This is a genomic window from Streptomyces sp. NBC_00576, from assembly GCF_036345175.1.
Lineage (GTDB): Bacteria > Actinomycetota > Actinomycetes > Streptomycetales > Streptomycetaceae > Streptomyces.
Window position 1 is genome coordinate 9,698,230 of the sequence record NZ_CP107780.1, and the last position, 26,129, is coordinate 9,724,358.

At 72.9% G+C, this 26,129-nt stretch carries 6 protein-coding genes; 2 read left to right on the forward strand and 4 right to left on the reverse strand.

The window, feature by feature from the left end; all coding sequences use genetic code 11:
• The first annotated feature begins 4 nt into the window (after window positions 1–4).
• A complete protein-coding gene (locus OG734_RS42270; RefSeq protein ID WP_330292665.1) occupies window positions 5–18,217 on the forward strand; it encodes an amino acid adenylation domain-containing protein in 18,213 nt (6,070 codons plus the stop codon).
• Between the two features lie 5 nt (window positions 18,218–18,222).
• Window positions 18,223–21,534: an ACP S-malonyltransferase gene (gene fabD / locus OG734_RS42275; protein WP_330292666.1), complete on the forward strand. Its 3,312-nt coding sequence runs from the start codon at window positions 18,223–18,225 to the stop codon at window positions 21,532–21,534.
• Window positions 21,535–21,586: 52 nt separating this feature from the next.
• On the opposite strand, the gene OG734_RS42280 is transcribed toward fabD, so the two are convergent.
• From OG734_RS42280 to OG734_RS42295, 4 genes are all read right to left on the reverse strand, one after another.
• Window positions 21,587–22,567, reverse strand: coding sequence for a PDR/VanB family oxidoreductase (locus OG734_RS42280; protein ID WP_330292667.1), 981 nt, complete (start codon window positions 22,565–22,567; stop codon window positions 21,587–21,589).
• A gap of 19 nt (window positions 22,568–22,586) precedes the next feature.
• On the reverse strand, window positions 22,587–23,777 hold the full coding sequence (locus tag OG734_RS42285; protein ID WP_330292668.1) for an acetyl-CoA C-acyltransferase: 1,191 nt from the start codon (window positions 23,775–23,777) through the stop codon (window positions 22,587–22,589).
• Between the two features lie 34 nt (window positions 23,778–23,811).
• Window positions 23,812–24,426: a histidine phosphatase family protein gene (locus OG734_RS42290; protein WP_330292669.1), complete on the reverse strand. Its 615-nt coding sequence runs from the start codon at window positions 24,424–24,426 to the stop codon at window positions 23,812–23,814.
• Between the two features lie 70 nt (window positions 24,427–24,496).
• A complete protein-coding gene (locus tag OG734_RS42295; protein WP_330292670.1) occupies window positions 24,497–26,035 on the reverse strand; it encodes an AMP-binding protein in 1,539 nt (512 codons plus the stop codon).
• Window positions 26,036–26,129: the final 94 nt, after the last annotated feature.

Below are 26,129 nucleotides of genomic sequence, written 5' to 3' on the forward strand. Positions count from 1 at the left end.
AACTGTGGACGACAAGCGAAAGCTGCTGCTGAGCCTGCTGGCCCGGGCCTCCGCACCGGCCCCGGCGAGCGAGGGCGTGGCGATCGTCGGCGTCGCCGGCCGCTACCCGCTGGCCGAGACGGTCGGCGAGCTGTGGGAGAACCTGGCCGCGGGCCGGCACTGCGTCCGGGAGGTACCCGCCGACCGCTGGGACGCGGACGCGCACCACGATCCGAGCGGGGAACGCGGCGGCTACAGCAAGTGGGCCGGCTTCATCGACGATGTAGACAAGTTCGATCCGTTGTTCTTCCGGATCGCGCCTGCCGAAGCCGAAGCGATGGACCCCCAGGAGCGTCTGTTCCTCCAGACCGCGGCGGCGGCACTGGAGGACGCCGGCTACCCGGCGGCCCGGCTCGCGGCCCAGGGGCCGGTCGGGGTGTTCGCCGGAGTGATGAACAGCAACTACGAGTGGATGAGCGGGGAGGCCGGCGCGCTCGGCGTGCGGACCGACGCCCATTCCAACCACTGGTCGATAGCCAACCGGGTGTCCTACGTCTTCGACTTCACCGGGCCGAGCCTGGCCGTGGACACCGCCTGCTCGGCCTCGCTCACCGCGATCCACCTGGCTTGCGAGAGCATCAGGAGCGGCGAGTGTGCCGCCGCGATCGCGGGCGGGGTCAACCTGATCCTGCACCCCATGCACCTGCGCACGCTGGCGCAGCGCGGCATGATCTCGCGTGGCGACCGGCTCAAGGCCTTCGGTGCGGACGCGGACGGCTTCGTCGACGGCGAGGGAGTGGGCGCCGTCCTGCTCAAGCCGCTGGCCGCGGCGGTCGCCGACGGGGACCGCGTCCTCGGCGTGATTCGCGGCTCGGCGGTCAACGCGAACGGGAAGACCGGCGGTTACACCGTGCCGAGCGCGGCCGCCCAGGCCGAGCTGATCCGCACGGCGCTGGGGCGCGCCGGGGTGGCGGCGGACACCATCGGCTACGTGGAGGCACACGGCACCGGGACCCCACTCGGTGACCCGATCGAGATCGCGGGCCTGGTCGATGCCTTCGGCGGGCGGATCGACCCGGCACGCCGCGCGGAACAGCCGAACATCGTGGTCGGCTCGGTGAAGTCCAACATCGGCCACCTGGAGTCGGCGGCGGGTGTCGCGGGCCTGACCAAGGTGCTGATGCAGTTCCGGCACGGGAAGTTGGTGCCGTCGCTGCACTCGGCGCGCCGTAACCCGGAGATCGACTTCACCACCACGCCCTTCGAGGTGCAGCAGACTCTCAGCGCCTGGACGAGGCTGGAACAGCCCGACACCGAGGGCGCCCCCGGCCCGCGGCTGCCGCTGCGCGCCCTCGTCAGCTCCTTCGGCGGAGGCGGCGCCAACGCCTGCGTGATCGTGGAGGAGCATCTGCCGGCCGGCCCGCCGGAGCCGGTGGACGACGGGACGGAACAGCTGCTGGTGCTCTCCGCCAAGAGCGAGGAGCGGCTGCGGGCCTACGCGTCCGACCTGGCCGCCTTCCTGCGGCGCGGCGCCGCCGAGGAGAGCGCGGTGTCCGTCGGCGCTGACGCGCTGGCGGACGCCCAGCGTCTCAGCCTCCGGCTGGCCGCCGAGACGGTCGGCGTGGAGCCGGAGTTCCTCGACCTCGGGACCGATCTGGCCGACTACGGGTTCGGCGTGGCGGAACGCGCCCGCTACCACGCGCTGCTGGCCGCGGAGCTGGGCATCGAGCTGCCTCCGGCGGCTGCGGCGGCGGACACCGCCGCGGCGGTGGCGCAGGCAGTGGCCGTCATCACCCGGCCGCGCGCGGAGGCCGGCGACGAGGGGACGCTGCGGCTCGCCGACGTCGCCCACACCCTGCAGTCGGGCCGTACCGCCCACGAGTTCCGGCTGGCCCTGGCCGCCCGTTCGGCCACCGAGGCCGCCGGACTCCTGGAGGCGTACGCCGAGAGCGGCGCCACGGGCGGGGTCGCCACGGGGCGAGCTGCCCGCGCCCGAGTACCGCGCTCCGAGGACGAAACCGCCGACCTGGAGCAGGCGCTGACGCGGCGTGACCTGGTGGTGGTCGCCGAGCGCTGGGCGGCTGGGGACGAGATCGACTGGTCGCGGGTCGTGCCCTCCGCCGCCCGCAGGATCGAGCTGCCCACCTACCCGTTCGCCCGCCGGCGCTACTGGATTCCCCAGCCGCCCGCCGTCGCCCCCCGGCAGCCCGACGCTCCCGCGCCGACGGCATCCGACGGGGACCTGCCGGACTTCTACCGGCCACTGTGGGTGCGTGCCCGGCCGCCGGCCGAGCCGGCCATGACGTCCGCGCTCCGCGCGGACCGGGTCGTCGCCCTGGTGACCGAGGCCTCGGTCTGGCTCGGTGAGGCGATCGCCGCCCGCCACCCGGAGTCCCGGGTGGAGCTGGTCCGGCTGGATCAGCTGTCCGTGGAGGACTGGCTCACCCGGACCGCCGGCGCCGGCCTGGTGTTCCATCTCGGCGGGGTGGGGCCCCGGGTGGCAGGGACCGGCGCGGGCCAGGCCGCGGACCAGATGCGGTACGGCTCGCTGTCTCTGTTCCACCTGCTGCGGACAGGGCGCGCCGACCGGGTGGCCGTGGTCACCAGCGATGTGTACGCGGTGGCCGGAAGCGCCGTGGAGAATCCGTTCTCCGCCGGTATGCACGGACTGCTCCAGGTAGGGCCGAAGGAACGGCCCGGGCTCGAGGTGCTGGGAGTCGACTTCGCCGCGGCCGACGTGACCGGGGATGCCGGGGCCTGGGCCTTGGCGGACGCGATCCTGGCCGAGCCGCTCGACGGTACGGGCCGCACCGTGGCCCTGCGCGGCGGCATCCGCTATCTCCGCCGGCTCGGCAGGGTCGGCCTGCCCGAGGCCGGGCCGGTGTTCCGGGACGACGGCGTCTACCTGCTGATCGGCGGCACCGGAGGTATCGCCCGCGAGCTGAGCACGCATCTGGCGCGGACCCACCGGTCCCGCCTGGTCTGGTTCAGCCGCGGCGAGCCGGGGCCCGAGCAGCAGGACACCATCGACGTGGTCCGGGCGCACGGAGGGGACGTCGCCCATGTCAGGGGCGACGCCTGCTCCGCCGAGGACCTGGCCGCGGCGGTGGCCGAGGCCCACCGCCGGTTCGGCGCGCTGCACGGTGTCGTACACGCGGCCATGGTCTTCGACGACCACCCGCTCACCGAACTCGACGAGGCCGCCTTCACCTCGGTGACCAGGGTGAAGACCGAAGGCGCGGCCGCGCTGGCCGCGGCCGTCGCCGAGGAGCCGCTCGACTTCCTTGCCTTCTTCTCCTCGGCCGGCTCCTTCGGCGGCTTCGCCGGGAACGGCGCGTACATCTGTGCCTCGGCGACCGAGGACGCCTACGCACTGTTCCTGCGCGAGCGGCTGGCCTTCCCGGTCACCGTGATCAACCAGGGCTACTGGGGCCACGTCGGCTCCGGTGACAGGCCCGGCCTCGCGGAGATCTTCACCGGTCTGGGCATCAGCGCCTTCAGCGCCGCCGGGGGCATCGCCGCCGTGCGGCGCATCCTCGGCAGCGGCCTGCCGCAGGTCATGCCGATCCGGGCCAACCACCGCGCGCTGGAGGCCATGGGCCACGACCCGGCGTACGACGGCGAGGCGTTCGGCGGCGGCCACCCGCCCACGCTGGCGGATGCGGCCACGCGCCTGGACGCCGGGGCGGACACCGATCCCGCCGCCGCCCGGGTGTCCGCCGGGTACGGGGAACTGGAGGCGGTCTCCGCGCCCATGCTCCTCGGCGTCTACCAGCGGATGGGAGTCTTCCGGCGCTCCGGCGAGCGCCACCACGCCGAGGAGCTGGGCGGCAGGCTCCGCGTCCTCGACAAGTACCGGCGGCTCCACGAGGCACTGCTCAACATCCTCGCCGGGGAGGGGTTCCTGACCCGTGACGGGGACCGGGTCGTCACCTCGGCCGCGGTCGACGCGGTGGACCAGGCGGAAGCGGCGCCGCGCTGGGAGGCGGAGTTCGACCGGATCGCCCGTGCGTACCCGGACATCGAGCCGACCGTCACCCTCAACCGGCTGTTCCTGCGGGAGTACCCGCGGATCCTGCGCGGAGAGGTGGGCGCCACCGAGATCATGTTCCCCGGCTCCTCCATGAAGCTCGTCCAGAACTTCTACAAGGGCAACCCGCTCACCGACTCCTTCAATCGCCATGTGCGCGAGACCGTCCGGTGCTTCCTGGACGTCCGGCTGCCGCAACTGCCGGATGCCGGGACGATCCAGGTGGTGGAGCTCGGCGCCGGCACGGGTGCCACCAGTGAGTGGGTGCTGCCCGCGCTGGCCGACCACCCGGGACGTGTCGGCTACACGTTCACCGACATCTCACCGCGCTTCCTGGAGCACGGCCGCGAACGCTTCGCCACCCGTTACCCCTTCGCCCGGTTCCAGGTGCTCAACCTGGAGCGCCGACTGGCCGAGCAGGACTTCTCACCGGCCTCGGCCGACCTGGTCCTGGCCACCAACGTGGTGCACGCCACCAGCAATCTTCGGGCCACCCTGCGCAAGGCCAAGGCGCTGCTCAGGCCGGGCGGCTGGCTGGTGCTCAACGAACTGACCTCCGTACGGCCGCTGCTCACCATCGGCGGCGGTCCGCTGGACGGCTGGTGGCTGTTCGACGACGCCGAACTGCGGCTGCCCGACTCGCCACTGGCCTCCCCGGAGAGCTGGACCAGACTGCTCCACGAGGAGGGCTACACACCGGTCAGGGCGCTCGGCGCCGAGGGTGCCGGCCTCGGCCAGACCGTGCTGGTCGCGGAGAGCGACGGGGTGGTGCTGGGCGCGGTGCCGGCCACGGCACTCGGCAGTGTGAGCACCGCCGTGCCGACGGACGCCGCCGACGCGGTCGGCGACCGCCTCCGCGAGCTGGTGGAGCGGGTCCTCAAGCTGGACGAACGGATCGACCCGGACCGCCCACTGGCCGACTACGGCTTCGACTCGCTCAGCGGTATGAAGATCGTGTCCGCCGTGGACGAAGCCTTCGGTGTCACGGTGCCGCTCGGCGACTTCTTCGAACGTCCGACCCTGCGCGAGCTGTCCGCACATCTGGCCTCGAGCTGGCTCGCCGACGCAGCCGCACCCCCCACCGTCGCCGGAACCGCCCAAACCGCCGGAACCGCCGGAACCGCCGGAACCGCCGAAAGCACAGCACCTCCGGCGGCGCGGGCGGCGGAACTGGTTCTGCGTCCCCGCACCGACGCGGAGGCCGCCACCCACCAACTCTCGCAGGGGCAACGCGCGCTGTGGGTGATCGAGCAGATCGCGCCCGGCACCTACGCCTACAACCTGCCCCTTGCCCTCTGGCTCGACCGCGATCTCGACATCCTGGCCCTGCGCGTGGTCCTGCAGGACCTGCTCGACCGACACGAGGAACTCCGCGCGAGTGTCCGTACCGATGCGGACGGACCACTGGTACGCATCGCCACCGAGCCCGAACTGCCGTTCCAGCAGGTCTTCCTCACCTCCGTGGCCGAGGACGACCTCCGCGACCGGATGCGCGCCGACCTGAGGCACCCCTTCGACCTCGCCGAGGGCCCGCTGGTGCGCGCCACGCTGTACACCCTCGGCGACGGCCGCCATGCGCTGCTCCTGACCTTCCACCACCTGGTGTTCGACGGGGAGTCCATCGCCCTGCTGCTGGCCGGGCTGGAGCGCGGATACCGCACGGTCCGTGAGGGTCACCCACTGCCCTCCGAGCGGCCCGCCCGCGGCTACGCCGACTTCACGGCCTGGCAGCGCGAACTGCTCGCGGGCCCCCAGGGCCGGCGCCTGCGCGCGTACTGGGTCGAACGGCTCCGGGGCCGGAACACCACCGTGCCCCTGCCGCTGGACCGCCCACGCCCGCCCGTACCCGGCTTCCGGGGCGCGAGTGTGGACGGGCGTATCCCGGCGGTGGTGGCCGAACGGGCTCGCGCCCTCGCCTCGGCGGAGCGGACGTCGCTGTTCGGTGTCATGCTCGCGGGCTGGTTCGCTCTGCTGCACCGCTACAGCGACCAGGATGACATCGCGGTCGGCACGCCGACCGCGGGCCGCCCGCCCAGCGGCTACGAGGACGTGCTCGGCTACTTCATGAACATGGTGGTGCTGGCCGAGCGGGTCGACGGTCGGGAGGCCTTCCGCGCCTTGGCCCGCCGGGTCCACCGAACGGTTCTGGACGCCCTGGAGCACAGCGCGTACCCGCTCATCACCCTCGCCGAGGAGCTGAGACGCGAGGACCCCGCCTCCTCGGCCGCGCCGTTCAACGTGGCCTTCTACTTCCAGAACTGGACGCGCGGTGTCGGCGACGGCTCCGTGGTGCTCGGCCCGGTCGAGGGCGTCCACCAGGAGGGCGAGTTCGACCTGACCCTGGAGGTGGTGGAGGAGACCGAGGGCTGCCGCTACTCCCTCAAATACGACCCCGACCTGTTCGACGCCGCCACGGTGGAGCGTCTCGGAGCCCACTTCGCTCTCCTCCTCGCCGCCGCAGTGGACCTGCCCGACACCGCGGTCGGCGACCTGGATCTCCTGACCGCGGACGAACGGGCGGCGCTGGCTCCGCCCGCAGCCGCGGACTACCCCGCAGACACCCTTGTCTGGGAGCTGGTCAGGCGTCAGGCCGACGCGCGCCCGGAGGCGGTGGCCGTCCGCCACCAGGGCACCGAGCTGACGTACCGCCGGCTGACGGAGCGGGTGGAGGCCCTCGCGGCCCGCCTCCGCGCCGCCGGGGTCGGCCGCGGCCGCACCGTCGGCGTCCTGCTCCCGCGCGACGCCGGCCTTCCGGTGGCCCTGCTCGCCGTACAGGCCGCCGGAGGGGCGTACGTCCCGCTCGACCCCTCGTACCCGGAGCAGCGGCTCGCCTACATGGCCGAGGACGCCGGGCTGCATCTGATGCTCACCCACTCCGCCGTGCACAGCGCCTACGGTGCGGTGCCCCGGCTGCTCGTCGACGGCGACGAGGGACCGCCCGCCGCCCCCTCGCCCGGCCCCGCCGGGCCGTCGGACACCGCGTACCTCATCTACACCTCCGGCTCGACCGGCCGGCCCAAAGGCGTCCAGGTCCCGCACCGCGCGCTCACGAATTTCCTGTGGTCGATGGCGCGCGAGCCCGGCTTCGGACCGGGAGACACGCTGCTGGCCCTGACCACGGTCTGCTTCGACATCTCTGCCCTGGAGCTGTATCTGCCGTTGATCACCGGCGGCACGGTGGAGGTGCTGGAGACGGAGACGGCCCGTGACGGACTGCGCCTGCGGGAGGCGGTCGAGCGCGGCACGGCCACGGTGATCCAGGCCACCCCGGCGACCTGGAGCATGCTGCTCGCCGCCGGGTGGCAAGGCGATCCCGGCCTCACCGTGCTGTGCGGCGGCGAGGCCCTGCCCGGTGACACGGCGCAGGCGCTGCTCGCCGGCAACCGCGAGGTGTGGAATCTCTACGGCCCCACCGAGACCACGGTCTGGTCGGCGGCGAGCCGACTCCGCAAGGACGAGCGGGTCACCATCGGCACCCCGATCGCCAACACCCGGCTGTACGTGCTGGACAGCACCCGCAGGCCTGTCCTGACCGGCGTGGCCGGCGAGCTCCACATCGGTGGGCACGGGGTGGCCGAAGGCTATCTGCACCGCCCCGAGCTGACCGCCGAGCGTTTTCTGCCCGACCCGTTCGCGGCCGAGCCGGGCGCACGGATGTACCGCACGGGTGACCTGGCGCGCCGGCTCACCGACGGGCGGATCGAGTACCTGGGACGGATCGACTCCCAGGTCAAGGTGCGCGGCTTCCGCGTGGAACTGGAGGAGATCGAGGCGACCCTGCGCCGACTGGCCGGTGTCCGCGAGGCCGTCGTGGTGGCCCGCGGGCAGGGCGTCGGTCACTCGCTGCTCGCCTGCTATCTGCTCGACGACGGAGCCGCCGAACCGACCAGGGAGCAGTTGGCGGCCTGGCTGCCGGACCACATGGTCCCGGACGCGCTGATCCGGGTGACCGGCTTCCCACGCACGCTCAACGAGAAAGTGGACCGGGCCACGCTCGCCGCGCTGCCCCCGGCCGAGCTGCGGTCCCGCTACGGTCCCGCCACGACCGGCCTGCCGCAAGCCCCGGCCGGGCCGACGGGCCACGTCGAGGCGCTGGTGGCCGAGCTGGCAGGGATGGTGGCCGGCCTGACAGGGCTGCGTCCCGAGGACATAGAGCCGCGCGTCCCGCTGGGCGAGGCGGGCATGAACTCGGTCGGTTTCACCGCGCTCAGCACGGAGTTGCGCAAGTCCTACGGCATCGAGGTGTACCCCACGCTGTTCTACCGGCGGGGCACCCTGCTCGCGCTGGCCGAGCACCTGTGGGAGCACCACTCCGCCGAACTGGGCACGCGCTTCGGTGCGCCCAGTTCGGCGCCTGCACCATCCCCGGCGCCTGCACCATCCCCGGCGCCTGCGCCATCCCCGGCGCTTGCGGCAGCCCCCGCCCCGGCGCTTGCGCCCGCCCCGGCGCCTGCGGCAGCTCCAGTGCCCGCCCCGGCGCTTGCGCCCGCCCCGGTGCCTGCGCCATCCCCGGTGCCTGCGGCAGCCCCCGCCCCCGCGTCCGCGGTCGCCCCGGCGTCCGCCGTCGTGGGGCAGGCTGTCGTGGGGCAGGTCGACGGAGCACCGGACGGGCAGCGGCGTGGCGGTGACATCGCGGTCCTCGGCATGGCTGGGCGTCTTCCGGGCTCGGCCGATCTCAAGGAGTTCTGGGATCACCTCGCCGCCGGGGACGACCTGGTCCTGGAGATCCCGGCCGACCGCTGGGACTGGCGCGAGCAGGCCCGATCCCGGTCGCGCTGGGGCGGCTTCGCCCCCGACGTGGACCGCTTCGACGCCGCGTTCTTCGGGATCTCCCCGCGCGAGGCGGAACTGATGGACCCCCAGCAGCGCCTGATGCTGGAGGTGGTCTGGTCGGCCGTCGAGGACGCCGGCTACCGCCCGTCCGAGCTGGCCGGAAAACGCGTCGGCGTGTTCGTCGCGGTCACCAACTCCGACTACCTGGAGGTGCAGCGGGCCGCCGGACGCGGCACCGAGGGCCACACCCTCACCGGTGCGGCCCTGTCGATCATCCCCAACCGGATCTCCTACCTGCTGGACCTGCGCGGCCCCAGCATCGCCGTGGACACGGCCTGTTCCGGTTCCCTCACCGCCGTCCACCAGGCCTGCGCCGCGCTGCGCGACGGCACCTGCGACCTGGCGATCGCCGGCGGGGTCAGCCTCATGCTCTCGCCGACCGTGTACGAGGCGCTGAGCCAGGGGGAGATGCTCAGCCCCGACGGCCGCTGCAAGGCCTTCGACAGCCGGGCCGACGGCTATGTCCGGGGCGAGGGCGCCGGCGCGGTGCTGCTCAAGCGCAACGACCGGGCGGAGCACGACGGTGACGCACCGCACGCGGTGATCAGGGCGGTCGCGATCAACCACGGCGGCCGGACCACCTCGCTCACCGCCCCCAACCCGGACGCCCAGGCCGAACTGCTGGTCGAGGCCTACCGCGCCGCCGACGTGGCGCCGGAGACCGTCGGTTACATCGAGGCGCACGGCACCGGCACCGCGCTGGGCGACCCGATCGAGACCGCAGGCCTCAGCAGCGCCTTTCGCCGGCTGCGCGCGGAGCGCGGCACGGAAGCGGCTCCCGGCTGCGCCCTCGGGTCGGTCAAGACCAACATCGGCCACCTGGAAGCCGCCGCGGGCATCGCTGGCCTGTTCAAGGTCGTGCTCGCGCTCCGGCACGGCACCATCCCGGCCAGCCTGCACTTCCAGGAGCGCAACCCGCACCTGGAACTCGACGGCGGGCCGTTCGAGATCGCCGCGACCGCCCGACCCTGGCCGCGCCCGCGTGACGCCTCCGGAAGGGAACTGCCTCGTCGCGGAGGGGTCAGCTCGTTCGGCTTCGGCGGAGCGGGCGCGCACATCGTCCTGGAGGAACCGAACATGCCGGACATCCGCGAGGAGCCTGCGGAAGAGCAACTGTTCGTGCTCTCCGCCCGCGACCCCGAGGCGCTGCGGCGCTCCACCCAGCGGCTCGCCGACCACCTTCAGGAACGGGAGGTCCCGCCGGGAGACCTCGCGTACACCCTGCAGGTGGGCCGGGAGCCGATGGCCCACCGGCTCGCCGTGGTCGCCGACGGCACCGCCGGGCTGCGTGCCGAACTGGCCGCGTACCTCGCCGGCCACCCGTCAGCGGTGCGCACCGGCCGGGCCGAACGGCGTCCTGCCCCGCGTGCCGTCACCGCGCCCGTGGACCTGACCGTCGTAGCGACCGACTGGCTGGAGGGCGCCGAGGTCGACTGGGCGGTCCTGCACGGGGACGTCACCCGCCGCCGGGTGCATCTGCCCTCCTACCCGTTCGCGAGGACCAGGCACTGGGTGGCCCCGGTACCGGCCCCGGCGGTGACCGAGCCGCGGACTGCCCGGCTCCACCCGACCCTGCTGGACGCCGAGGTGCCTTCCTCGGGCGGGCAGACCTTCGCCAAGACGCTCACAGGGGAGGAGTTCTTCCTGCGGGACCACATCGTCGGAGGCGAGCGGGTGCTGCCCGGCGTGGCATACCTGGAGATGGCCCGACTGGCCGGCGAACTGGCCTTCGACGGCATCCCTGTCCGCGGTGTCGAGGGACTGGTGTGGGCCGCTCCGGTCCGTCTCCCGGCCGGCACGGACGAGTACCGGCTCGCGGTACGGGTCACCCGCGGCCCCGCCGGAGCCTCCTTCGAGGTGCTCGGCGCCGGGGACAGCCCCCAGGTACACGCCCACGGCACCCTGCTGTACGGCGAGCCCGGCGCCCGCCCCGCCCGGTTCGACCTGGCGGACGTGCGCTCGCGCTGCCCACGGGTCCACGACGACGCCACGACGTACGAGACCTTCTCCAGGCTCGGCTTCGACTACGGTCCGGGCTTCCGGGTGATCGAGGAAATCGCCGAGGGGGAGCACGAGGCGCTGGCGACCCTGCGGCTTCCCGCCGAACATCGCGCGCAGGCGGGTGCGTATGTGTTCCACCCGTCGCTGCTCGACGCGGCCCTGCAGACGGCGGGCAGGCTCGCGCCCGGCGCGGGCGACCCCACGAGCCCGGTGCCGTACCTGCCCTTCTCGCTGGGCTCGGTCCGGCTGTACGCCGAACTGCCGGAGCGGGTGTACGCCTACGCCACCCCGTCGGCGCGTCCGGTCCCGGCCGGAACGCTCCTCTTCGACGTCGCGCTGCTGGACCCGGCCGGCGAGGTGGTCGCCGTGATCGACGCCTTCACGCTCCGAGCGGTGCCGACGGCGGACACGGTGCCCGCGTTCGACATGGTGGCCGCGTTCGAACCGGTCTGGCAGCCCGCCCCGCCTGCCCCGCACGGGCTGGAGGGGACGGTTCTGCTGCTGGACGCCGGCTCCCAGGGACCCGCGGTGAGCGCCGCACTGACGGCGGCGGGCGTGACCTGCCGGCGCATCGAACTGGGCGCCGGCTTCGACGCCGAGGCGGCAGTCCGCGCCAGGCAGCCCGGACCCGTACAGGTGGTGCACCTCGCCGACGAGCACGCTGGGCTCGAGGACGCGGTGGAGCACGGCTTCCACGCCGCCATGGCGTTCCTCCAGGCCTGGCAGCGGAGGCAGGGCGGCGCGCTGCGCTACCTGTACGCGTACCGGGAGTCGGCCGCCTCGCCGGCGCACCCCGCAATGGCCGCGTTCGCTCGCTCGGCGCGTCTGGAACACCCGTCGGTCGACTTCGGCGTGCTGGCCGTGGCGGTCGGCTCCCTCCCCGACGCGGTGGTCGCCGAACTCCGCGCCGATGGCCTGCCCGAGGTGCGGACCGCAGCGGAGGGCAGGACCCGCCGCTCCTGGCGCCAGGTGGCCCTGCCGGCTGCCACGGGGTCCGCGTTCCTCGGCTCGGGCGCCCATGTGATCACCGGCGGCACCGGTGCTCTGGGCCTGCTGCTCGCGGAGCACATCGCCGCCGTACGGCGCGCCGCGGGAGTGTCCGGCGGCGGGATCGTGCTCGCCACCCGGAATGCTCCCGGCCCCGAGGCACGCGCCCGGATCGAGGCCGCCGGCGCCCGCGTGGTGCGGGCCGATGTCACCGACGCCGCGCAGGTGCGCGCACTGCTCGCCGACGCCCGGCGGGACCACGGGTCCCTCAGCGGTGTCCTGCACGCCGCCGGAGTGCTCAGAGACGGACTGCTCAGGCGCAAGGACCGGGTGGACGCGGACGCCGTCCTGGCCGCCAAGGTGCGCGGGACGGCGCTGCTGGACGAGGCGACCCGCGACGATCCGCTGGACTACTTCGTGGCCTTCTCCTCCGCGGCCGCGGCGTTCGGCAACATGGGCCAGACCGACTACGCCTTCGCCAACGCGTTCCTCGACCACTTCGCCGAACGGCGGGAGCACCAACGCCGCCAGGGGGAGCGGCAGGGCCGCACGCTCGCCGCCGCCTGGCCGGTCTGGGCCGAGGGCGGCATGCGGATCGCCGCCGCGGCCGAGGAGGACATGCGCCGTGTGCTCGGCATGCGTCCGGTGCGTACCGGACAGGCGCTGGAAGCACTGGAGCGCGCGCTGGCCGGCACCGCGCCGAGGCTGCTGCTCGCCCCGGGCGACCGGGCGCGCGTACTGGCCGCTCTCGACGGTGGCCCGGCGCTTCCCGGGACAGGCCCCGCCACGGTCACCGCCGCCGCACCGCGGCCCTCGGCCGACGCGCGGGCGCAGGCGGAGCAACTGGTGGTGCGGCTGCTGGCAGAGGAGCTGAAGCTCCCCGAGGCGGAGATCGCCGTCATGGAGCCCTTCGACCACCAGGGCGTGGACTCGCTGATCACCATGAGTCTGGTGAGGCGGCTCGAAGAGCACCTCGGACCGCTGTCGAAAACCCTGCTGTTCGAATATGTGACGGTCCATGAGCTGGCGGACCATCTGGCCACGGCGCACCCCGACGCGTTCACCGCGCCCGTCCCTCGACCTGCGGAGGTTTCGCCGGCCGAGCAGCCCACTGCGGTCACCCCCGTCCGGCCCGCCACCGGCGGCGACGACATCGCGATCATCGGCGTCGCGGGCCGCTATCCGCAGGCCGACGACGTGGACGAGTTCTGGCGCAATCTGCGGGCCGGCCGGGACAGCGTCGAGGAGGTACCGGGGGACCGCTGGGACCACGGCAGGTTCTACGACGCGGACAGGTCCGTCTCCGGGAAGACCTACGGAAAATGGGGCGGTTTCGTCCGCGGCGCCGACCGCTTCGACCCGCTGTTCTTCCGTATGTCGCAGCTCGAGGCCGAGCACATCGACCCCCAGGAACGGGTGTTCCTGGAGACCGTCTGGCACCTGCTGGAGGACGCCGGCTACACCCGTGAGCGGCTGCGCGGCGCCCGCACCGGTGTGTTCGTGGGCATGATGTACGGCCACTACCAGCTGTACGGCGTGCGGGAGGCGCTGCACGGCACGGGCTTCGCCACCTCGTCGTCGTACGCCTCGGTGGCCAACCGGGTGTCGTACTTCTTCGACTTCAGCGGGCCCAGTGTCGCCCTGGACACCATGTGCTCCTCCTCGCTGGTCACCATCCACCAGGCGTGCCTGGCCATCCGCGCCGGCGACTGCGAGGTCGCGGTCGCCGGCGGCGTCAACATCTCCAGCCACCCGGTGAAGTTCCTGCAGCTCGCGCAGCGCGGCTTTCTCTCCGAGGACGGCCGCTGCCGCAGCTTCGGCGAGGGCGGCACCGGGTACGTCCCGGCCGAGGGCTCCGGCGCGGTCCTGCTCAAGCGGCTCGATGCGGCGCTGGCCGACGGGGACCGGATTCTTGCCGTGGTCAGGGCCTCCGCCGTCAACCACGGCGGGGCGGGCAAGGGATTCAGCGTGCCCAACCCGAGAGCGCAGGGCGAACTCGTCCGGGCCGCGCTCGACCGGGCAGGACTGCGCCCCGCCGACCTGGACTACCTGGAGGCGCACGGCACCGGTACCGCGCTCGGTGACCCGATCGAGGTCACCGGCATGCTGCGGGCCTTCCAGGACGACCTGCCGGAGCGGCTGCCGATCGGCTCGGTGAAGTCCGCGATCGGGCACGCCGAGTCGGCGGCCGGGATCGCGGCGATCACGAAGGTACTGCTGCAGATGCGCCACGGCGAGCTGGCTCCCTCGCTGCACGCGGACCGGATCAACCCGAACATCGACTTCGGGGCGACCCCGTTCCGGGTCCAGCGTGAACTCGCGCCGTGGCCACGGCGTGTCCTCGCGGGCGGCACGGTGGGCCCCAGGACCGCGGGGGTGAGCTCCTTCGGCGCGGGCGGCACCAACGCGCACATCATCCTGCAGGAACACCTCGGCGAGCCGGAGACGCGGATCCCCGCCACCGGTCCGCAGCTGGCCGTGTTCTCCGCCCGGGACACCGACCGCCTGGCCGCCCAGGCCCGCCGCCTCGCGGCACATCTGCGGGCCGAGGGCGCCGAGTCGGCGTCGGAGGAGGTCGCGTGGACCCTGCAGTGGGGCCGCGAGGCCATGGAAAACCGGCTCGCGGTGCTCTTCCACGATCTTCCCGAACTGGCCGCGCGTCTGGACGAGTTCGTCGCGGGCGGCAGGCCGGCCGAAAGCTGGACCGGGGTGGTCGACCTGCGCCGGCCGGCCGCGGACCAGGTGCTGTCGGCCGACCCCGCGGCCTGCGCTGTCGCCTGGACCTCGGGCCGGCAAGTGGACTGGTCGGCACTGCACCCCGGCGGCAGGCCCGCCCGGGTGGCGTTGCCCGGCTATCCCTTCGGCGGAGACCGGATCCGGCTGGCGGCGGCGGACGCCGAACTGGCCACCCCGGCGGTCGGCGGAGCCGTCGAAGGACTGCTGCTGACCAGGCACCGGGTCCCCGCCGAGCCCGTGGGCCACGGCGTTCCGCCCGGCCGGACCGCCATCCTGGCCGCGCCCGGAACCGAGGCGACGGCCGCCCGGCTCGCCGCGGTACTGCCCGCCGCCGAGGTGCTCGCCCCTGATCAGCTCGCGGTCGACCTGGCCGGCCCCGACACTCGCTGGGAACGCTTCGACGCCGTGGTCGACCTGGCCGGCTGCACCGACCCGGCCCTGCCGCCCGACCACTCCCTGCTGCCCACCTGGCTGCGCTGGATGCAACATCTGGTCGACCACGGCCGCCGCGAGCTGAGCGTCCTGCTGGTTTCCCGGGGCCCGGGCCTCGGCGGCGCCGACCGGGCGGGCCTGTACCGAATGCTCCAGAGTGAGTACCGCCATGTACGTTCTCGCCATGTCGACCTGGGACCCGACCCCTCGGACGACCAGCTGTGCCGATGGGTGACCGACGAACTCGGCGCCGACGGGGAGCCGGCCGAGATCGCCTACCGGGACGGCGTCCGGCACCGGGTGGAGCTGCGCGAGTTGCCGGACGACGGGTCGAAGAGCGCGCCGCCGTTCCCGCCAGGCCAGGTGCTCTGGGTGACCGGTGGCACGCGCGGAATCGGACTGCTGACCGCCCGGCACTTCGTCGCCCGGCACGGTGTCCGCAAACTGGTCCTCACCGGCCGCGAGGAACTGCCGCCACGGGCCGAGTGGGCCGGGCACATCGCCGAGGCCGGCGCGCTCGGGCGCAAGCTGCGTCCGCTGGCCGAACTGGCGGACCAGGGAGTGGAGTTGGAGGTCCTCGCCGTACCGCTGGAGGAGAAGGAGGCCTTGGCCAAGACGCTGGCGGAGGTCAAACTGAGGCTGGGCCCGGTCGGCGGCGTGGTCCACAGCGCCGGCTTCACCGACTTCGAGAACCCCGCGTTCGTACGGAAGCCGCAGGCCGGCATGGACCGGGTGATCAGTCCGAAGGTGTTCGGTCTCGACGCACTCGTGGAGTGTTTCCGTGACGAGCCACTGAGCCTGTTCGTGCTGTACTCCTCGGTCGCCGCCGCGGTTCCCGCGCTCGCGGTCGGCCAGAGCGACTACGCCCTGGCCAACGCCTACCTGGACACGGTTGCCGAGGCCCGCCCGTATGAGCTGCCGCTGGTCAGCGTGCAGTGGCCGAGCTGGAAGAACACCGGCATGGGGGAGGCGCGCAGCGCCGCCTACCGGGCCTCCGGGCTGGCCGCGCTCTCCGACGAGCAGGGGCTCGCTCTGCTGGAGCGAGCACTCGCGAGCGGTGCCCGGGTGGTTCTGCCGGCGATGGTCCGGCCGGATGCCGACTGGCGTCCACAGCGGTTGACGGCCCGTCGCCTCGACGCCGTCCCGACGACGCCGGCGTCCACCGCGTCCGCAGCCACCATGGACATCGAGGCCGACGCCGGGGCAAGGTCCGGCACCGACACCGGCACCGGCACCGGCACCGGGGCCGAGACCGGGGCCAGTGCCAGGTTCGAGACCGAGACCGGGGCCAGGGTCGAACCCGGCACCGGCGCGGGGGCCAGGTTCGACACCGATACCGGGGCCGATACCGGGGCCAACATCGAGGCCAAGACCGGCACCGAGGCCAAGACCGGCACCGGCACCGAGGCCAAGACTGGCACCGGCACCGGGGTCGAGACCGGGTCGGGGGTCGAGACCGGGGTCGCGGCGGTCCGGGGCGCGGTCGGTGCGGCGGCCTCGTGGCTGCTTGACCGGCTTGCGTCGGAACTCCGCTTCGACCGGGCCAAGCTGGCCGGTGACGTGCCGATCCACGACTACGGCATCGACTCGATCATGGTCGCCCAGCTGGTCCAGTCCGTCGCCAAGCAGCTCGACGTGTCGATGGACCCCTCGGCGCTGCTTGAGCACCCGACGGCCGACGCGTTCGCGGCGTACCTTGCCGGCGAGCACCAACAGGAGTTCCTCGCCGCCTTCGGCGTACCGCCCGCTTCCGCGGGCGAGGCGGCTTCAGCCACCGACGTGGCCCAAGCTCCTGTACAGCCCGCGCCACAACCGCAGCCCGCCACGGAGGACATCGTGGTGGTCGGGCTGTCCTGCAGGTTCGCCGACGCGGGATCCGCGACCGAGTACTGGGAGTTGCTGAGGCAGGGCCGCTCGGCGCTGCGCCCCATCCCCGAAGAGCGCTTCGGCCGGCAGGTCGGCCACCACGCGGGGCTGCTGCCGGACGTGCTGCGCTTCGATCCGGAGTTCTTCCTGCTGTCCGAGCCGGATGTCACGGCAATGGACCCGCAGGCGCTGTTGCTGCTGGAGGGCGTGAACAGTGCCCTGCACGACGCCGGGTACCGCCCGGCCGAGCTCAAGGGCCGTCGGATCGGTGTGTACGTGGGAGGCCGGGCCACCCACAATCCGGACGCCGCACGGCTTGAGCTGGCGAAGAACCCGGTGGTGGTCACCGGTCAGAACTACCTCTCCGCCAACGTCTCGCAGTTCTTCGACTTCCGGGGGCCCGGCGTGGTGGTCGACACCGCCTGCTCGTCCGCCTTGGTGGCTATGGACATGGCCGTACGGGCGCTGCGCGCGGGCGACATCGAGTCGGCCGTGGTCGCCGGGGTGAACCTGCTCGCCGACGACCGGGCGCACCAGGTCTTCGGGCGCCGCGGACTGCTCAACGAGGGCGCCGAGTTCCATGTGTTCGATCGCAGAGCGGCCGGCGTGGTGCTGGGCGAGGGGGTCGGCGCGGTCGTGCTCAAGCCGCTGGCCGGGGCCCGGGCCGACGGGGACCGGGTGCTCGCGGTCCTCAAGGGCATCGCGGTCAACAACGACGGCCGGACCGCCGGTCCGGCCACCCCGAACCTCCAGGCGCAGAAGGAGGTGATGGCCGAGGCGCTGGCGCGCAGTGGGCACCGTCCTCAGGACGTCGGCTGGGTGGAGGCCAACGGCTCCGGATCGACCGTCACCGACCTGCTCGAACTCAAAGGGGTGGAGGCGGTGTACCGCACCGGCTCGGCGCAGCCGGTGGCCCTCGGCTCGATCAAGCCGAACATCGGTCACCCGCTGGCCGCGGAGGGGATCGCCGCGTTCATCAAGGTGGTTCTGATGCTGCACCACGGGGAGCAGGTGCCGTTCGGCTCCGGGCAGGAACCGCTGGAGCACTTCGATCTGGACTCCTCGCCGCTGTACTTCCCCAGGGAGCCCCAGCCGTGGCCGGACTCGGCCGAGGTCGCCGCGCTCAACTGCTTCGCCGACGGCGGCACGAACGTGCATCTGCTGATCGCCCCTGCCCCCGCAGGCCACCAGGGCACCCGAGTCCCACTGCCGGAACCCGCGCTGAACCGGAGGGTCGTCCTTCGGGGGACCACCGCACCGGCCGAGCCCGACGTGGCCCTGTTCTGGGACAACCTCCAGGTGCCCGTACCGGCTGTGCCCGACAACGGGCTGTTCTGGGACACCTACCGATGAGGCCGATGAGGAAGCGGGACACCCGAGACGAGATGGACGAACCACCGATCGAGGAGACTCAGCCGCTGGCCGGTGAGGCTCCCACCGGCTCCCTGCCCGTCGTCTTCATGTTCTCCGGCCAGGGCTCGCAGTACTACCGGATGGGCAAGGAACTCTTCGACGCCGACGAAGTGTTCCGCACGGCGCTGCTGCGCCATGACGCCGCGGTCGCCGAGGACCTCGGAGAGTCCGTGCTCGCGCGGATCTTCGACCCGGCGAAGCAGAAACACGAGCCCTTCACCGACACCCGTATCACCCATCCGGCGATCATCATGATCGAACTCGCGCTGGCGGAGATGCTGCGGGCGGCAGGCATCGAGCCCACCTACCTGCTCGGCTCCAGCCTCGGTGAGTACGCGGCGGCCACCGTGGCGGGCAGCCTCGACCCGCCCGACTGTCTGCGGCTGCTGGTCCGGCAGGCCGACGCCCTGCGGGGCGGCCCCCGCGGAGGCATGCTCGCCGTGCTCGCCGGGACGGAGGTGCTGGACCGGGTGCCCGCGCTGCACGGCTGCCAGATCGCCGCCCGCAACTACCCGGGCCACTTCGTCGTCGCGGGTACGGAGGAGGCCCTGTCCCGGGCCGAGTCCGGTCTTCGCGCCGCCGAGGTGCCGCACCAGCGTGTGCCGGTCGAATACGGCTACCACTCCGACCTGATGGAACACGTGCTCGCGGGATGCCGGGACGCCTTCGACGGAGTGGAGTTCGCGGCCCCGCGCATCCCCTGGGTGTCGTGTGTCGACGGCCGGCCGGTCGAGCGCCCGACCGCCGAGCACTTCTGGCAGGTCGCCCGCCGGCCCATCGAATTCGAGCGCGCCATGGCCGGTATGCGGGACCGTGGTGAGTTCCTCTACCTCGACCTCGGCCCCTCGGGCACCCTCCACAACTTCGTGCGCAACATCCTCCCGGCACAGACGCGTTCCCGGTCGCTGCCGCTGCTCAGCCCGTTCGGGTACGACCCGCGGCTGCCGGCCGAGGCAAGGACGCTCGCAGCCCCGAAGGCGCCCAGGGCGCCCAGCAATCCGAAGACGCAGACACCGACGGCACCGACGGCACCGACGGCACCGACGGCACCGAGGAAGGCACACGGCATGAAGGTCTACGGTTTCCCGGGCCAGGGGTCTCAGCAGCGCGGGATGGGTGCGGAGCTGTTCGAGAGGTTCCCCGACCAGGTCGCGGTCGCGGACCGCGTACTCGGCTACTCGATCGAGGAGCTGTGCGTCTCGGACCCGGAACGCCGGCTCAACCGTACGGAGTTCACCCAGCCCGCGCTGTACGTGGTGAGCGCCCTGGCCTACCTGGACCGGATAGGCCGGGACCCCGAGCCTGCGGACTGCCTGGTCGGTCACAGCCTCGGCGAGTACGGTGCGCTGTTCGCAGCCGGGGCCTTCGACTTCGAGACCGGGCTCCGGCTGGTACGGCGACGTGGCGAGCTGATGGCCGCCGCGGGTGGCGGCACGATGGCCGCGGTGGTCGGAGCCGACGAGGTGACCATCACCCGCGTGCTCGCGGACTCCGGTCTCGGCGGTGTCGACCTGGCCAACCACAACGCACTGGACCAGTTCGTCCTGTCCGGCCCGGGGGAGCAGCTCGACGCGGCCTGTACCGCCTTCGAGGCCGTCGGTGCCCGGGCGGTCCGACTCAACGTCAGCGCACCCTTCCATTCCCGCTACATGCGGGGCGTGGCCGAGGAGTTCGCCCGCTTCCTCGACGGGTTCGCCCTGCGCCCGCCGACCGTCCCGGTGCTCGCGAACGTGGACGCCCTGCCCTATTCGCCCGGCGCACTCAAGGAGACCCTGACGGCGCAGATCGCGTCCCCGGTGCGGTGGTCCGAGACAGTGCGCAGGCTCATGGGGTACGGGGACTTCGAGTTCGTCGAGCTCGGCCCCGGTCAGGTGCTCACCAAACTGGTCGCCCGTATCAGGTCGGCGGCCGAGCCGCTCCCGGCGCCCTCGCCGGAGCCTGCGCCCCGTACCGAATCGCCGGCCCCGGCCGGCGGCCCCGGGACGGGCCCGGGCAAGGCCGTGGTCGGCGCCGAAAGCCTCGGAGCCAGGAGTTTCCGCGAACGGTACGGGCTGCGGTACGCCTACCTGGTGGGCTCGCTGTACGGCGGCATCTCCGGGCAGGAGATGCTGCGCTCGTCAGCCAAGGCGGGGCTCCTCGGCTTCCTTGGCACCGGCGGTCTGCCCCTGACCGAGGTGGAGCAGCAACTGCGCGGCCTGACCGGTGTCCTGGGCCTGGGCGGCGCCTTCGGGGCCAACCTGCTCTACCGGCACGGCGCACCGGAACAGGAATCCGCGCTGGTGGACCTGCTCCTACGGCACGAGGTGGACCTGGTCGAAGCTTCGGGCTTCCCTCTGATCACACCGGCGCTGGTCCGCTACCGGGTCAAGGGGGGCCGCATCATTGCCAAGGTGTCCAGGACCGATGTCGCCGCCGCGTTCCTTGCGCCACCGCCGGAACGCCTGGTCACGCGGCTGCTCGCAGCGGGAGAGGTGACCGAGGAGGAAGCCCGCGCGGCTGCGGTGCGACCCATGGCGGACGACCTGTGCGTGGAAGCGGACGGAGGCTGGCTGAGCAGCACGGCCGATCTGCTGACCCTGCTTCCGGCTGTGCTCCGGCAACGCGACGAGGCTGCCCTGCCCGGTGACCGGGTCCACGTCGGATGCGCCGGTGGGATCGGCACCCCGGACGCGGCCGCCGCGGCGTTCCTGCTCGGAGCCGAGTTCGTGCTGACAGGATCGGTCAACCAGTGCTCGGTCGAGGCGGCCACCAGTGCCGAGGTGAAGGACCTCCTCCGGGAGGCGCGCGAGTACGACGTGGACACCGCCCCTTGGGGAGAGATGTTCGAGTTCGGGGTGCGGGCACGCTATCTGAAGCGCGGGCTGTTCTTCCCGGCCCGCGCGTCCGGACTGCACGAGCTCTGGCGCAGGCACGCGTCGCTCGACGAACTCGACGACGGCGTGAGGACCCAGGTGCTCGAACGCTGCGGGGACACGGAGCCCTCAGCGGTCGCGGCGCCCGGTGTGGACGGGAAGGCGGAACTGGCGGCCCTGTTCCGCGGATACTTCGAGCGGGGCTTCCGTCTCGCGGTGACGGGCGGTCAGCGGTCCAAGGTCGACTACCTGGTCCACTGCGGCCCCTCGATGGGCGCCTTCAACCAGGTGGTCGCCGACACCGCTCTGCACCCCTGGCAGGCCCGCACGGTGGAAACCATCGCCGACACACTGATGGAGGGTGCCGCCGCCCACATCGCCACCCGCCTGAGCTCGTTCCGTTGACCTGACCGCTACGCCAGGATCCCGGGGCCGCCCTCGCGCCTGGCGTGTGCCGTCACAGGTCGAGGACCAGGCGGGGTCCGCACGAGCGGGAGACGCAGATGAGCATGGTGTCGCCGGCGGCCCGCTCGTCCTCGGTCAGCAGCGAGTCGCGGTGGTCGGGCTCGCCGTCGAGTACGTCGGTCTCACAGGTGCCGCACGTGCCTTCCCGGCAGGAGAAGTCGACCGCGATCCCGGCCGCCTCCACGGTTTCGAGCACCGAGCGGCCCGCCGGCACGGTGAGGGTGAGCCCGGAACGGGCGAGTTCCACCTCGAACGCCTCGGCCGGGGCGCCGGCCCCGGCCGTCCGGACCGGGGCGAACCGCTCCACGCCCAGCGTGCCCGGGGGCCAGCCCGCGCACCGCTCCTGCACCGCCTGCAACAGAGGTTCGGGACCGCAGGCGTGCACCAGGGTGCCCTCCTTCGGCACGCCGAGGTGGCCGGCGAGATCCAGCAGCCCGTACTCGTCCTGCGGACGGATGAGTACCCGGTCCCCGTACGGGGCGAGGCGGTCCAGAAACGCCATGGAGGTCCGGGTGCGCCCGCCGTACAGCAGACTCCAGTCGGCGCCCGCGGCCTCGGCGGCCTCGACCATGGGAAGGACGGGGGTGATACCGACGCCCCCGGCGATGAACAGATGGCGGGCGGCGGGCCGCAACGGGAAGTTGTTCCGCGGTCCGCGGACCCGCACGGTGGCGCCCTCGTGCAGCCGGTCGTGGACGTACGCCGAGCCGCCGCGGCCCTGCGGCTCGCGCAGTACGGCGATCTGCCAGACCTCGCGGTCGGCCGGGTGCCCGCACAGGGAGTACTGACGGATCAGCTCGCCCTCGTCGCCGTTCTCGCCGGTCAGCAGTACGTCGATGTGGGCGCCCGGTGTCCAGACGGGCAGCGCACCGCCGTCGGGGCGGCGCAGGGTGAGGGAGACGACGCCGTCCGCGGCGAGGGTGCGGGAGGCCACCGTGAGGGTCGTCGGGGCCGGGGGCAACTGGTCGTTCATGGTGGTTCAGCTCCGGGGTTCAGGCCTGCGTCGGTATGTGCAGCAACAGCGCGTCGCCCTGGCCGCCGCCCCCGCACAGGGCAGCCGCTCCGCTGCCGCCTCCGCGTCGCCGCAGTTCGGCCGCGAGGGTCAGCACCAGTCGGGCTCCGGTCATACCGACCGGGTGCCCGAGCGCGATCGCCCCGCCGTTGACGTTCACCCTGTCCAGGGGGATGTCCAGTTCCCGCACAGAAGCCAGGGCCACTCCGGCGAACGCCTCGTTGATCTCGAACAGGTCCAGGTCGGCGGCCTTCAGCCGGCCGTCCCGGGACAGGGCGTCGCGGACCGCGCCGGCCGGCTGGACGAGCAGCGAGGGGTCGGGGCCGGCGACCGTGCCGTAGGCGCCGATCTCGGCGAGCGGTGTCAGGCCCTCCCGCCGGGCGCGCTCCGCGCTCATCACGACGACGGCCGCGGCGCCGTCGGAGAGCTGTGACGAGTTGCCGGCGGTGATGGTGCCCGCACCGGAGAAGGCCGGCCTCAGGCGCCCCAGGCTCTCGGGGGTGCTCCCCGGCCGTACGCCCTCGTCGGTGTCGACCACCGTCTCGCCCCGGCGCCCGGCCACGGTGACAGGGGTGATCTCGTCGGACAACGCGCCCGACTCCTGGGCGTGGGCGGCCCGTTGATGGGAGAGCGCGCTGTACTCGTCCTGTTCCTCGCGGGTCAGGGCGAACGGCTGCTGGTAGCGCTCGGTGGCCGCGCCCATGGAAACGCCGTCGAACGCGCAGACGAGGGCGTCGCGGTCGAGGGCATCCTCCAGCGCCGCCGAACCGTACTTCCAGCCTGTGCGCGATCCGCGCAGCAGGTGCGGGGCGCCCGACATGGACTCCATGCCACCGGCGACGACCACCTCGTGACGGCCGGAGGCGATCATGAGGTCGGCCAGGGCGATGGCGTGCAGACCGGACAGACAGAGCTTGTTGACGGTGCTCGCGGGGACGGAGAACGGAATGCCGGCCCGGACCGCGGCCTGCCGGGCCGAGTTGGGACCGGCCCCGGCCTGCACGACATGACCCATGACGACGGCTTCCACGGCCGCCGGGTCCAGGCGGACGGCGGCCAGGGCCGCGCCGATGGCATGGGCGCCGAGGTCGACCGCGGACAGGGTGCTCAGGGCGCCCATCAGTTTCCCGATGGGCGTCCTGGCGCCGGCGACGATGACGGATCCGGGCATGACCGGGACCTCCTGGGTGGGTGTGGATCGAGGGTCAGGCGACCGCGTCGACGGCACGTTCGGCACGTTCGGCGACCATGTGGGCCGTCTCGTTCACCGAGTGCAGAACGATCCGGCCGCCGGGCATGCGCCGCACCCGGCTGACCGACGTGTAGCCGGGGTGGAACCAGAACATCGTGGGCAGGCCGAGCACCGTCGCCAGATAGGTGTTGGTGATGCCGCCGTGGCACACGACCGCCACCCGTCCGCCGGGATGGGCGTCGAAGACGGTGTCCATGGCCCGTACGGCACGCTCCCGAAAGGCGTCCCAGTCGAGATCGGGCACGAAGTCCTCGTAGCGTCCCTCGGCGAGCGCAGCAGCCCGGGGATCGGCCGCACCGATCTGCTCCGGTGGCATGTAGGGCTGGGACACGTCCGTGTCCCACTCGCGCAGGTCGTCGAGGACGGTGGCGGTCATGCCGGTGCGGCGCTCCAGGGGCGCCGCCGTCTCACGCGCCCGCTGGTACGGGCTGACGTACAGGGCGTCGACGTCCTCGTGCGCGAGCCAGGCGGCGAGGCGTTCGGCCTGAGCGGTGCCTTCGGGCGACAGCCCCGGATCGAACACGCCCCCCATGGGAAGGCCGTGCCGGATGAGGAGGAGTTCGGTCATGGACGATCCTTCGTACACGGGAAAGGGAGGGGAGGGGAAATGGGGGAGGGAGAGGGAGGGCCGGGTCGGCTCAGCCGGCGATGGTCCGTTCCGAGCTCCAGTAGGGGCGGCGCATCGCGCGCTTGTCGAGCTTGCCCATCGCGTTGCGCAGGAGCTCGGGCACGAACTCGTACGACTTCGGGCACTTGTAGGCGGCGAGGCGCTCGCGGCAGAACCGGTCCAGCTCGTCGGCCGGAGGCTCGTCCCCCGCCACCACGACCAGCGCCCGCAGCGCCTCGCCGAAGTCCGGGTCGGGCACACCGATCACCGCGAGCTCGACGACCGCCGGGTGCTGCCGCAGGACCGCCTCGCTCTCGGCGGGGTACAGATTGACGCCGCCGGAGACCACGACGTCCGCGGCCCGGTCGGTGATGAATATGTAGCCGTCCGCGTCGACATAGCCGATGTCGCCGAGCGTGAAGATGCCCGGAGAGAGATAGGCGGCCTTGGTCTTGTCCGGGTCCGCGTGATAGCGGACGCCCTGGTCGTCGGGTGCCCGGAAGGCCAGCAACCCCTGTTCCCCGGACGGCAGTTGCCTGCCGTCGTCGTCCGTGACCAGTACGTCGAACGGGGGCCTGACCCGTCCGACCGAGCCCGGGTGTGCCAGCCACTCGTCGCTGCTGATGCGGGCCACGGTGCCCGCTTCACTGGCGCCGTACGACTCGGTCAGCACCGGGCCGAACCAGTCGATCATGGCTCGCTTCACGTCCGGCGGGCACGCGGAGCCGGTGTGGGACACCTGCCGCAGGCTGGAGACGTCGTACCGGGCGCGGACCTCGTCCGGGAGGGCGAGCAGCCGTTGGAAGTGGGTGGGCACCATCACCGTCGAGGAGACCCGCCACCTCTGCACCCGGCTGAGGAACGTCTCCGCGTCGTATCTGCCGAGGACGATCACCGGCTGACCGGCCGCCAGATGGCGTAGTGAGGTCAGCGGCGCGTTGTGCTGCAGAGGGCCGCACACCAGGTGCGCCCCCGGCGGGAATCCGGGCCGGGCGGACATCGCGGCGAGGTAGGCGGTGCTGTCGGCGACCGGCCCGCTCACCCAGCGCACCTCGGTGCCGCGCGCCCGCCCGGTGGTTCCCGAGGTGTAGACGAGCGGAGGCCGGGCCGGCCGGTCCGTCGGGAGGGTGCGCCCGGCGGGCGTGGACGCCAGCCACAGGTCCCAGTCGAAGGCGTGCCCGGTCTCCGGGGTTCCGTGTGTCACGACCGGCAGCCCCAGTTCCCGGGCCGCGTCGAGGGCCGCACCCGCGCCGACGGGCCCGGCGATGATCCCGGTCACGCCCGCGTCGATGATCTGGTCGACCAGCTCGCCCGACGTGAGGTTCCGTGACGTGGCCACGGTCCCCACACCGGCGCGCAGGCCCGCCAGATGGGCGACCAGCGTCGGAATCGCGTTGTCACCGAGGACGGCGACGCGGTCGTCGGGGCCGGGCGCGAACTCCAGCAGCCGGACCGCCGCCCGCGCCACCTGGTCGGCGAGGGCGGACCAGGACAGCACACCCAGGTCGTCCGCCAGGGCGGGCTCGTCCGGTGTCTCCTGGGCGCGACGGTCGAGTGGCAGCAGCGACATGGCTCCTCCGGGCGGCTCCTGAGGCCTCTCCCGATTGGAGGGGAGAGGAGATGCGGAGACTGTAGCGTTTATCAAGAAAGTACGGAACACTCTG

Coding starts and splice junctions, on each gene's coding strand:
- OG734_RS42295 (WP_330292670.1), bottom strand. CDS start 26,035: ATGTCGCTGCTGCCACTCGACCGTCGCGCCCAGGAGACACCGGACGAG.
- OG734_RS42290 (WP_330292669.1), bottom strand. CDS start 24,426: ATGACCGAACTCCTCCTCATCCGGCACGGCCTTCCCATGGGGGGCGTG.
- OG734_RS42285 (WP_330292668.1), bottom strand. CDS start 23,777: ATGCCCGGATCCGTCATCGTCGCCGGCGCCAGGACGCCCATCGGGAAA.
- OG734_RS42280 (WP_330292667.1), bottom strand. CDS start 22,567: ATGAACGACCAGTTGCCCCCGGCCCCGACGACCCTCACGGTGGCCTCC.
- fabD (WP_330292666.1), top strand. CDS start 18,223: ATGAGGAAGCGGGACACCCGAGACGAGATGGACGAACCACCGATCGAG.